This is a genomic window from Tannerella forsythia, assembly GCF_001006485.1.
Classification (GTDB): Bacteria; Bacteroidota; Bacteroidia; order Bacteroidales; family Tannerellaceae; genus Tannerella; species Tannerella forsythia.
In genome coordinates, this window is the sequence record NZ_JUET01000092.1 from 67436 (window position 1) to 78343 (window position 10908).

At 48.6% G+C, this 10908-nt stretch carries 8 protein-coding genes; 4 read left to right on the plus strand and 4 right to left on the minus strand.

Annotation, left to right across the window (positions count from 1 at the left end):
- Positions 1–39 precede the first annotated feature (39 nt).
- The 4 genes from Tanf_RS09215 (at position 40) to Tanf_RS09230 (ending at position 6690) form a co-directional block, all read left to right on the plus strand.
- The gene (locus Tanf_RS09215; protein ID WP_046825661.1) at positions 40–1713 is read left to right on the plus strand and encodes an AMP-binding protein; all 1674 of its coding nucleotides are present in this window, start codon (positions 40–42) and stop codon (positions 1711–1713) included.
- A 420-nt stretch (positions 1714–2133) separates the two neighbouring features.
- Positions 2134–4068 carry a glycogen debranching enzyme N-terminal domain-containing protein gene (locus tag Tanf_RS09220; protein WP_046825662.1) on the plus strand — a complete coding sequence of 645 codons (1935 nt, stop codon included), beginning with the start codon at positions 2134–2136 and terminating at the stop codon, positions 4066–4068.
- A 17-nt stretch (positions 4069–4085) separates the two neighbouring features.
- The gene (locus Tanf_RS09225) at positions 4086–5354 is read left to right on the plus strand and encodes a glycosyltransferase (RefSeq protein WP_046825663.1); all 1269 of its coding nucleotides are present in this window, start codon (positions 4086–4088) and stop codon (positions 5352–5354) included.
- Between the two features lie 13 nt (positions 5355–5367).
- Positions 5368–6690 carry a glycoside hydrolase family 57 protein gene (locus Tanf_RS09230; protein WP_041591006.1) on the plus strand — a complete coding sequence of 441 codons (1323 nt, stop codon included), beginning with the start codon at positions 5368–5370 and terminating at the stop codon, positions 6688–6690.
- Between the two features lie 101 nt (positions 6691–6791).
- On the opposite strand, the gene Tanf_RS09235 is transcribed toward Tanf_RS09230, so the two are convergent.
- From Tanf_RS09235 to Tanf_RS09250, 4 genes are read right to left on the minus strand one after another with little or no spacing between them, the layout of a single operon-like run.
- A complete protein-coding gene (locus tag Tanf_RS09235; RefSeq protein ID WP_046825664.1) occupies positions 6792–7079 on the minus strand; it encodes a winged helix-turn-helix domain-containing protein in 288 nt (95 codons plus the stop codon).
- The gene (locus tag Tanf_RS09240) at positions 7064–7675 is read right to left on the minus strand and encodes a hypothetical protein (RefSeq protein WP_046825665.1); all 612 of its coding nucleotides are present in this window, start codon (positions 7673–7675) and stop codon (positions 7064–7066) included. The genes Tanf_RS09235 and Tanf_RS09240 overlap by 16 nt, the downstream gene beginning before the upstream one ends.
- A gap of 42 nt (positions 7676–7717) precedes the next feature.
- Positions 7718–10108 (minus strand): TonB-dependent receptor, encoded by a 2391-nt coding sequence (locus Tanf_RS09245; RefSeq protein WP_046825666.1) that lies wholly within the window; start codon positions 10106–10108, stop codon positions 7718–7720.
- A gap of 28 nt (positions 10109–10136) precedes the next feature.
- Entirely contained in the window at positions 10137–10538 is a 402-nt protein-coding gene (locus Tanf_RS09250; RefSeq protein ID WP_014223636.1) for a DUF2141 domain-containing protein, read from the minus strand.
- Positions 10539–10908 lie beyond the last annotated feature (370 nt).

Sequence of the window (10908 nt, forward strand, 5' to 3'; positions counted from 1 at the left end):
ATTTTTGAAAACTAGAACAGTTGGGAAACTATATTGTAAATGTTAGAACGCTTTGTAACGCAGACGACGTTTTCGTCACAGGAAGATTTTAAAAAGAATTTTCATATCACGATCCCGGAACATTTTAATTACGGCTACGATGTGGTCGACGCATGGGCAGACGAGGCTCCGCAGAAGAGAGCTCTGTGCTGGACGAACGACCGGGGTGAACACCTTGACTTCACGTTTGCCGACATGAAGCAATACAGCGACCAAACGGCATCTTATTTCCAATCGCTCGGTATCGGGCGCGGTGATAAGGTGATGCTTATCCTTAAACGCCGTTATGAGTTCTGGTTCTCGATCATTGCCCTTCATAAACTCGGTGCCGTGGTGATTCCCGCCACACATCTGTTGACGAAGAAAGACATTGTGTATCGGGCTAATGCGGCTGATATAAAAATGATTGTCTGTGCCGGCGAAAATGAAATCCTGACGCATATCCGCGAGGCCATGCCCGATTCGCCGACTGTGCGGACGCTCGTCTCCGTGGGACCGGAAATCCCTTCAGGCTTCGAAGATTTCAGCCGGGGGATCAAGCAGGCGAAACCGTTTATACGTCCTGCGCAGGTTAATACGAACGATGATATATCGCTGATGTACTTTACCTCAGGCACGTCGGGCGAGCCGAAGATGGTCGCCCACGATTTTCTCTACCCGCTCGGTCATATCGCGACGGCCTGCTATTGGCATAATCTGGACGAAAACAGCTTACATCTTACGATTGCCGATACAGGCTGGGGAAAAGCCGTATGGGGTAAACTCTACGGTCAGTGGATTGCCGGAGCAACCGTATTCGTTTATGACCATGAGAAGTTTACACCCGCCGATATGTTACAGATGATTCAGAGGCATAAAATCACGTCGCTCTGTGCACCACCCACCATTTTTCGTTTTCTGATTCGTGAAGACCTCACGAAATACGACCTTTCTTCGCTGCAATATTGTACCATCGCCGGCGAAGCATTGAACCCCGCCGTGTTCGATACGTTTTACAAACTCACGGGTATCAAACTGATGGAAGGATTCGGTCAGACGGAAACGACACTGACCATCTGTACTTTTCCTTGGACAGCACCGAAGCCCGGTTCTATGGGGCTGCCTAATCCGCAATACGACATCGATCTGCTTCGTCCCGATGGAACAAAGGCCGAAGATGGCGAACAGGGGCAAATCGTTATTCAAACAGGCGATGCAAAACCTGTCGGACTCTTTCAGGCATACTATCGCGATCCCGAACGTACACGCGAAGCATGGCACGACGGTATTTACTATACCGGCGATGTGGCATGGCGCGATGAAGACGGTTATTACTGGTTTGTGGGGCGCTCGGACGATGTGATTAAGAGTTCAGGCTACCGTATCGGGCCGTTCGAGGTGGAAAGCGCTCTGATGACGCACCCTTCGGTAGTGGAATGTGCCATTACGGGCGTACCGGACGAAATACGCGGTCAGGTAGTCAAGGCCACCATCGTGCTCTCGAAAGAATATAAAGACAGGGCAGGAGAGGAGCTGGTGAAGGAAATTCAGAACCATGTAAAACGGGTGACCGCTCCGTATAAATATCCGCGCATCGTCGAGTTCGTTGATGAGCTGCCCAAAACCATCAGCGGCAAAATCAGGCGCGTCGAAATCCGTGCCAACGACAGTGAGAAATCTTCTGCGAAACCATAAATGGTATCGTGTTACCTCTCCTGACCGATACCTTTATTTCAATTCCATATTCGGGGTTTCCCCGATGGCCCAATCCGTTTAATTTTTCCTTTCGGGTTTCCCCGATAATGGAAATTGATTCATTCCGAATTTTGTGATAAAGATTTTTTGCAAAAACAGAAATCAACTTCACCTCCGTTGGTGATTTGTTGTCTGTATATGCTATGACGGAAGATGTTGAATCGGCTTTTTTTTCGGAAAGAAGTTGGTATCGGAAATATGGCGGCCTCTCTTCTTTCTTTTTTCCTGTTCGGCCAAGTTGAAAAAAACAGCCTGTCATCAAACTTTTCGATAAAAAAATTGTTTATGTCTGAAATAGTATCTATTTTTGAGAGTTCAACAAAATAAGTGAGATTAAAAATGGTTTAAAAGAAGAAAAACATGAATTACCTTAAATTCGACAAAACGTTAATAATTAACCTCGAAGAATCCTTATCACGTGAGGTGCTACGTACCAACCGGAAAGGCGCATATCATTGCACGACCATCGTTGACTGCAACACGCGGAAATATCACGGTTTGCTCGTTATGCCCGTGCCGGAGCTGGATGACGATAATCATGTCCTGCTCTCTTCGTTCGACGAGACAGTGATTCAACACGGTGCCGAATTCAATCTGGGATTGCACAAGTACGAGGGCGGGAGTTTCAGCCCGAACGGTCACAAATACATTCGCGAATATACGATGGAAACGGTGCCGCGCACGGTTTACCGGGTGGGAGGTGTGGTACTTTCGAAAGAAATCATTTTCTCTCGGAAGCACAACCGGATCATGATCAGATATACCTTGATAGAGGCGCATTCGGCTACTCTGCTGCGTTTTCGCCCGTTTATGGCTTTCCGCAGCGTCAGGGAGCTCACACATGTCAACGGTAATGCCAATCAATCGTATGAAGAAGTGCCGAACGGTATCAAAGCCTGTATGTATCCCGGTTATCCGGAGCTTTTCATGCAGTTCAATAAAAAAACGGAATTTGTGTATGAACCGTATTGGTATCACGGCATCGAGTATCAGAAAGAGCAGGAGCGAGGTTATCCGTACAAGGAAGATTTGTTTGTTCCCGGATATTTTGAGCTGTCGATTGAAAAAGGAGAATCGATCGTGTTCTGTGCCGGCGATATGTTGCGTGACGAACTGGCCGGTCTCCCCGATTATTTCAATGAAGAAGTAGAGGCGCGAACCCCGCGTTCCAATTTTTATAACTGTCTGAAAAACTCGGCGCATCAGTTATTTTACAATCCGAAGGGCGAAGATGTGTATCTGCTGGCAGGATACCCGTGGTTCAAAGTTCGTGCGCGCGACATGTTTATCTCGATGGCCGCCTGTACGCTTTATCTCAACGAACGGGATCGGTACGAACAACTGATGAATACGGCCATTCCCGCTCTCCGTACATTTATGCGCGAAGGGAAAACCGATCCGGTTATTCATGAAATGGATCAACCCGATGTGTTGCTATGGGTCGTCTGGTGTGTACAAAGTTTCAGCTTGAAAGAAGGACGTGACGAGGCGAAACGACTGTATGGCGAGCTGGTCGGTGAAATCATCGCCTATATCATCGCGCAGAAGCATCCCAACCTGAAAGTTACCGATAACGGATTGCTGTATTCCGACGGGCGACAGAAACCGGTGACGTGGATGAACTCCGTTGTCAACGGACGTCCCGTCGTGCCGCGCACGGGATACATCGTCGAATTTAATGCGCTTTGGTATAATGCGCTTTGTTTTCATAAAGAGCTTGACGAAAGCGTATCGCCCAAGGTCGATCGACTGATCACGGCCTTAGAGTTGTCTTTTCCCGCTACGTTCGTGAACCAATACAACTACCTGTTCGACTACGTAGACAGTACTCCGAATCAGGACTGGAGCGTGCGCCCGAATATGATTATTGCGCTGGCCTGTCCCTATTCGCCGCTGACGCGGGTACAGAAACGCGGCGTGCTCGATATTGTAACGAAAGAACTGTTGACACCCAAAGGTCTGCGCTCGCTTAGTCCCAAAAGCGAAGGCTATCGTCCGAACTACATCGGGCCGCAGTACGAACGCGATCTGGCGTATCATCAAGGCCCCGTATGGCCGTGGCTGACGGGAATGTATCTGATGGCCTACCTGAACCTGTTCGGCCGCGGAGGCGTTTCGTTCGCCGAGCGTACGCTCATCAGTATGGAAGAAGAAATGTCACTGCATTGTATCGGAACGATCTCCGAGCTGTTCGACGGTAATCCTCCGTTTGCGGGGCGTGGAGCCATATCGTTCCTGATGAGTATCGCATCCATCCTTGCGGTGATTGAGAAATTAAAAGAATATGACGAATAAATAAAAGATTGCAAGATATGAAAGCGTTAATGTTTGGATGGGAATTTCCGCCGCATATCCTCGGAGGACTGGGAACGGCGAGCTTCGGTTTGATTAAGGGCATGTCGCTGCAATCCGATATGGATATCACGTTCGTGATGCCTAAACCGTGGGGCGATGAAGATCAGAGCTTCCTGAAGATTATCGGGGCATGCAATACCCCTATCGTGTGGAAGGAGGTACAATACGATCAGGTAGCCGCACGGCTGTCGAAATATATGGATCCGCAGGAATATTTCAAGCTGCGCGACCATATCTACGCCGATTTCAGTTACCGGCATGTCAACGATCTGGGATGTTTTGAGTTTTCCGGTCGTTACCCCGACAACCTGTTGGAGGAGATTAATAATTATTCGATCGTAGCGGGAGTCATTGCCCGTGCCGAAGGGTACGATGTGATTCATGCGCATGACTGGCTGACGTATCCTGCCGGTATTCATGCCAAGACGGTCAGCGGTAAACCGCTCGTCATTCACGTACATGCCACGGACTACGACCGCAGCCGCGGAAACGTCAACCCCGATGTCTACGGCATCGAGAAGAACGGCATGGATCATGCCGACCATATCATTACGGTCAGTAACCTGACGCGCCGGACGGTGATCGAAAAGTATCATCAGGATCCGGCCAAAGTCACAACGGTACACAATGCCGTGGAGCCTCTCAGCCCCGATATCCTCTCCATCTCCGACAAGCGCGGAGTGAAGGATAAGATCGTGACGTTTCTCGGACGCATCACCATGCAGAAAGGGCCGGAATACTTTGTCGAAGCCGCGGCACGCGTATTGTCAAAGACGGATAACGTGCGCTTCGTCATGGCCGGTAGCGGCGATATGATGGATAAGATGATCCGTCTGGCCGCATCGCGTAACTTGTCCGACCGTTTCCATTTCACCGGTTTCATGAAAGGAAAGCAGGTGTATGAAATCTTTAAAGCCAGTGATGTGTACGTGATGCCTTCCGTTTCGGAGCCGTTCGGTATCTCGCCGCTCGAGGCAATGCAGTGCGGTGTGCCTTCCATCATCTCGAAACAGTCGGGATGCGCTGAGATACTTGATTATGCCATCAAGGTAGACTACTGGGATATCGAAGCGCTGGCCGATGCGATCTACGGGCTTATCGCTTATCCGAAACTGCACGCCTTCTTGAAAGAGGAAGGATTGAAAGAAGTTAATAACATCAAATGGGAATATGCCGGGCAGAAAGTGCGCCGGATTTATGATCGGGTCTTGTATGGAAAAAATTAAAACAACAGAAGATATGAAAACGATTTGCTTTTACTTTCAAATCCATCAGCCTTTTCGTTTGAGAAGGTATCGTTTTTTCGACATCGGAAACAATCATTATTATTATGACGATTTCCAGAACGAAGAAATCTTTCGTCGGATTTCCGAAAAGTGCTACTTGCCGGCTAACCGTACCATCATGGAAATGATACGTAAGAGCGGCGGCAAGTTTAAAGTGGCCTTTTCGATCTCGGGGACAGCGCTTGAACAGATGGAAATTTATGCGCCCGAAGTGATCGACAGCTTTCGCGAACTCGCACAGCTCGGTTGTGTGGAGTTTCTGGCCGAAACGTATGCCCACTCGCTCTCCTCGCTCGGCGATGCTGAGGAGTTCAGGGCACAAGTCAAGATGCATAAGGAGAAAATACAGTCGCTCTTTGGCGTTCGTCCCAAAGTGTTCCGGAATACGGAGCTGATCTATTCGGATGATATCTCCGAACTTGTCTACAATCTCGGCTTCGAAGGCATGCTGACCGAAGGAGCCAAGCATGTATTGGGATGGAAAAGTCCGAACTACGTTTATGCGTCGGCTGTTCGCCCGCAGCTGAAATTGCTGCTGAAGAACGACCGTTTCAGCGAAGACCTTTCGCTCCGCTTCAACGATTATACATGGAAAGAATACCCGCTGACAGCCGATAAATATATCTCGGCGATTGCTTCGACGGCCGAGCCGGAAAAGGTGATCAACGCCTTTATGAACTACGAAGTACTGGGCTCCATGCATGCGGCCGATACGGGAATCTTCGAGTTCTTCAAGGCGTTACCGCAGTACGCCGAAAGAAATAACCTCTCGTTCTCACTGCCCTCCGAAGTGTTTGAAAACATGAAACCGGTCGATGTGGTTTCCGTTCCCTATCCGATGTCATGGGTCGATGAAGAAAAAGACTGCAGTTCGTGGTTAGGTAATGTATTGCAGCATGAAGCGTTCCAGAAGATCAACGAAATCGGAGAACGGGTGCGCCTGTCGGGTAATCGTCGCATCAAGCAGGATTGGATCTATTTGCAGAGCAGCGACCACTTTTATTACATGAACACGAAGCATTATAACCTGTTCAGTCCGTATGATAATCCGTACGATGCGTTCAATAACTACATGAACGTACTTTCCGATTTCATGCTGCGTGTCGAAGCGGAGTTCCCCTCTTCGATCGAAAACGAGGAGCTGAACTCGTTGCTCACGACCATCCGCAATCAGGCGAATGAAATTAACCGGCTTGAGAAAAAACTGGAAACAATTCAAAAATCATCGGAAACGAAGAAGAAAAGCGCCGTCACCAAGAAAGTTGCCGGTAAATAACGGCGCTATGTAGAGCATAATAATAAGCCGGAAGTTTTTCGTCGAAAAATATCGATAAAAACTTCCGGCTTCTCTTTTTTATACCGTAACCTCGGTGTGTTTTACTTGATGTTGATATACGTTTTCAACGCTTCGACGTATTCGCGGAAGGCTGTAATCCCGGCCTCTGTGATGCGACACGTTGTGCAGGGAACTTTTCCGCGGTAGCCTTTTTCTATCGTCACATAGCCGGCCTGCGATAACTTATCGAGCTGCACGCTTAAGTTGCCTGCCGTAGCTCCGGTCTGTTCACGGATATATTTGAATTCCGCACTTTCGACACTGAGCAGGATTGACATAATACCCAGTCGCAGCTCACCGTGCAATAGCGGATTCAGCTCTTTGAACATACTTTTTTAGCTCGATGGTTTAAGATATATCCCGGAATAATCATCATGACGACAAAGGCTAACACAAATGTCAGCATCTTTATATCCCAGCCCGGCAACAGGTAATGGGCTACTCCGATCCCCATCGCCGCCACGCCTCCGATGACCAGCGGCCTGAACTGTACAACCAACCCGGTCAGGATCGTTCCTATACCCATGATCAATATGATGATAAACAGAATCGGCAGCTTCCACATCACGCTGAATATCGACAGGCACGACAGCAGAAAACCGGTCAGGCCCAAGACTAACCAGATATATCCAACAACTCGGTCTACGTATGTACGGACTCCTGCGGGCTTTTTCTTCCAAAGGAATAACCCGATGCCTCCCGTGAGCGGAATAAGAAACCACAGAAATTGTGTCCGGTAGTCGCCAGTATAGTTTACTGCCCACCATACCAGTAAGGTTGTGACAGTCGTGGCATAGCCCCAGATCAACATCGGCATGCCGGTATGGCGCTCCAGTCGGTGCTGTGTGTTTTGGATCATCCGTGTGATGAGTTCCAGACTTTCCTTTTCGTTGAGCGATTTGTCCTTTAATTCTTTTTCTTCCATAGCTGTAAAAAAATGAGTGTAAAAATATGAATTTATCATGAATTATCTTGTATCGGAAGTTCGTTTTAAACGATTCTTTTCCGCTTCCGAGCCATTCTCAAGTGTACGACTTTTAAAATGCTTTCCTGCGCTGAACGTATAGTTCAGACTGAACTTGAGGTAACGGGCATCTTGCGGATTATATACTTCCGTTCGTGTTGTCAGGTGTTTCATCTCCGAGAAATAAACGATCTTACGGTCAAACACATTGTTTATGCCTAATGAAGCCGTGAGGCGATCATTCAACAGCTGCCTCTTCACCGAGAAATGAAACAGATGGCGAGGTTCGATACCGGAATTGGCCGAATACAGACGGCTCGTGCCGCTGTAGGTCAGTTCGAGGTGAAACTTCGCCGGCAACGAGAAGCCCGTTGTCAGATTAGCGAAATAAAGGTAATGCGACACACGGCGGTCACTTTCCGTACCTCGGATATCCTGTTTTACCCCTACCAGATTAACATTCATGTCCCACCATCTCGTCAGACGGAAAGGGGCGCTCAGCACTGCATAATAATGATTTTCCGTATGATGATTTTCGGGGATGATGTACGTAACGTTCGGGTCGGACATCTCCGTCTTCCGCACTTCCCTCACCAGATCGCGGTGCAGGTTGGCGCCGATCGAAAGCACATAACGATAGCGGTAAACGGCCGTCAGACCGATCTTATGGATATACGTAGGACGTAATGCCGGATTGCCGATGTAATACGAATACTCCGAATATTGTATCCGGTTCGGATGGAGACGCCTGAAATTAGGACGTTCGATATTCCGTGAATACTGTCCGATCAGCATAAACGTCCGCATCGGATCGAACGAATACGTTACGTTCAGGTTCGGAAACAGATCGAAGTACGACTGACGGATACGGTGATGATGCCCGTTCGCATGCGTATATTCGCCACGCAGACCGGCCACGAGACTGAGACGATTGTATTCGGCCGAAAAAGTGCCATAGACCGCTCCGATATGTTCCGTGTAACCGAGTGAATAATGATACGCCGGAAGCGGATGCCAGCCTGAAGGAAGAAGACTTTCGTACCGTACCGTATTCGACATATCATTGTGTGTGTATTTCACACCCGCAACAAGTTTTGTACGTGGCGAAAGCTGCTTGCTCAACACCCCGTCGGCCGTATAAATCCTGTAATGCGACGATGTGTTGTTCCGGTGTACCGAATCCGATGTCTTTCCGTTCCGGATAAACGAGGTATGATAGTCGTTGTCACCCTCCACATGTTTGTTTGTGCAGTCGGCAATCACTTTGAAGGTTGATCCGAGCGTATCGAGCGCATGCACATAGTTCAAGGTCATCGAGCAGGTACGGTCTGTCTCTTTTTGCCGGTAGTCGCTTTCGGAGTTGACGAGGATACCGTTGGGCTTCGTTCGCGTCGTGACGCTCGACGGACTGCGGGCGCTTACGGCCGAATACTCCGCTTCAACTCCGAAGCTGTTTCGTTTGTCCGGCTCATACACGATACCCAGCCTCCCCAACCCCGAATGCAGTGTGCGATTGACGTCCGAAACCGAAAAGTAATCATGGTTGTCTCCTGTCCGGAAATTACGCGTTTCCACCGAGTTTGTTTTTCCTTCAGGCAGTATATTCGCCGATACAAACGTATTGAATGTCCAGCGTCCGGCACGGGCGTTGAAAGAGGCCGACGGCTGATAATCGGCCAACGTTTGGCTCTGTGCTGTGCCGGCTTTCACATGCCCGCTGATACCGTTCTCCAATTGTTTGCGAAGTGTCAGTTTAATCACTCCGCCGAACGAATCGGCGCTGTATTCCGCTCCGGCCTGAGGGATAATCTCGATGCGCACAATGTCGGCCGAACGGAAATTACGCAGATAATCCATCAGTTCTTTGCCTTTGATCTTCAATTCGCGTTCGTTGATAAAGACTTTGGTACCCCTTGCCCCGTTGATGGAAATACCGTTCCCATCGACCCATACGCCCGGAGCCAGTTGCAAGACTTCGATCGCGTCTTTATTCAGGGTCAGCGGCATATTGTTCATCCTCATCACGAAGCGGTCGGCCTCGCGTGTGATCGCTGAAGCCGTAACGGTTACTTCGTTCAGGTTCGTCTCGAGCTCCTTCAGGCAAAAATCGCCTGCCTTCGATGCCGCGTCCGAAAGATAAATACTCTGCTCCAACGGCTGATAAGCAAGATGCCGGATGTTGATCCGGTACTTGCCCCCGACAGCGGTAAGCGAGAAGCGTCCGAGCGTATCGGTGACCGTCACGGCCGCTTGCCCGTCTTCCGTCAGCAAGGCAACCGTCGCAAACTCGACGGGCCGGCCGTTGTTATCCGTCACCTTGCCGCTTCGCTCCTGCGCCGAAGCGAAGCCGGCATAGATGACACTTGCGATAAATACAATAAGAAACCGCTTCATGGCTGTCTGTTTTTCGACACAATGAGGTTCAGCGTTTTTCCATCATTTCCTTTACGTTGATCAGTTTGATCTCGAACTTGTTTTCTCCGTCTTTGATCGTTACCTTCTCTTTCGTATTGCACGGTTCGATCGGGATATGTTGCTCATCCATATCGAGCTGGAAATTCTCATTCAGATCCTGATATACGTAAATATTCGTTTTGCCGACCGGTACGTTTTTCAGTACGCAGACCACATCGCCTGTCGAAGTAACCGCTACCATTTCTCCGATCATCTCTTGCGGTTTCGCTTTATCTCCCGCCGCAACCATTACTTTGCCTTTCGCTTCCCTGACGCCTTTTACCACTACCGTTACATCCGCAGACTGTCCATAAAGAGATACACTCAGTCCCAAAGCAGCGAACAGTCCAATCATTCTCAATGTTTTCATAACTGTTTTTTTTACTTGTTACTAAATAATTCCTTTTTTTGAATCGATTCACATCGCAAAAATAATGTAGTTTATTTTGTAAACCAAATTATTTAATGAATTATTTTTACAAACCCAAATTACGCGATACACTGTTCGGCATTTACCGTTAGTAATGGACATGCGAATGTACGACAATGGTTAATTATCAATGGTTATTTTCTAAATACATGATTTGGCGTGTACCCGGCATAACAATTAACCATTAACCATTAATTTGTCATTCAGAGCGAAGCGATGAATCTCTTTTCCGTTACTTTTGGCTTGATCCAAAAGTAACGAAAAGATCAAGGCTTCGTGCGCTTCGCACGTCGTCGCGACGCTCGCAGGT

Bases quoted from the DNA above. Each gene is read 5' to 3' on its own strand.
- Tanf_RS09235 (WP_046825664.1), bottom strand. From the start codon at position 7,079: ATGTTCAAAGAGCTGAATCCGCTATTGCACGGTGAGCTGCGACTGGGT.
- Tanf_RS09230 (WP_041591006.1), top strand. From the start codon at position 5,368: ATGAAAACGATTTGCTTTTACTTTCAAATCCATCAGCCTTTTCGTTTG.
- Tanf_RS09225 (WP_046825663.1), top strand. From the start codon at position 4,086: ATGAAAGCGTTAATGTTTGGATGGGAATTTCCGCCGCATATCCTCGGA.
- Tanf_RS09215 (WP_046825661.1), top strand. From the start codon at position 40: ATGTTAGAACGCTTTGTAACGCAGACGACGTTTTCGTCACAGGAAGAT.
- Tanf_RS09240 (WP_046825665.1), bottom strand. From the start codon at position 7,675: ATGGAAGAAAAAGAATTAAAGGACAAATCGCTCAACGAAAAGGAAAGT.
- Tanf_RS09250 (WP_014223636.1), bottom strand. From the start codon at position 10,538: ATGAAAACATTGAGAATGATTGGACTGTTCGCTGCTTTGGGACTGAGT.
- Tanf_RS09245 (WP_046825666.1), bottom strand. From the start codon at position 10,108: ATGAAGCGGTTTCTTATTGTATTTATCGCAAGTGTCATCTATGCCGGC.
- Tanf_RS09220 (WP_046825662.1), top strand. From the start codon at position 2,134: ATGAATTACCTTAAATTCGACAAAACGTTAATAATTAACCTCGAAGAA.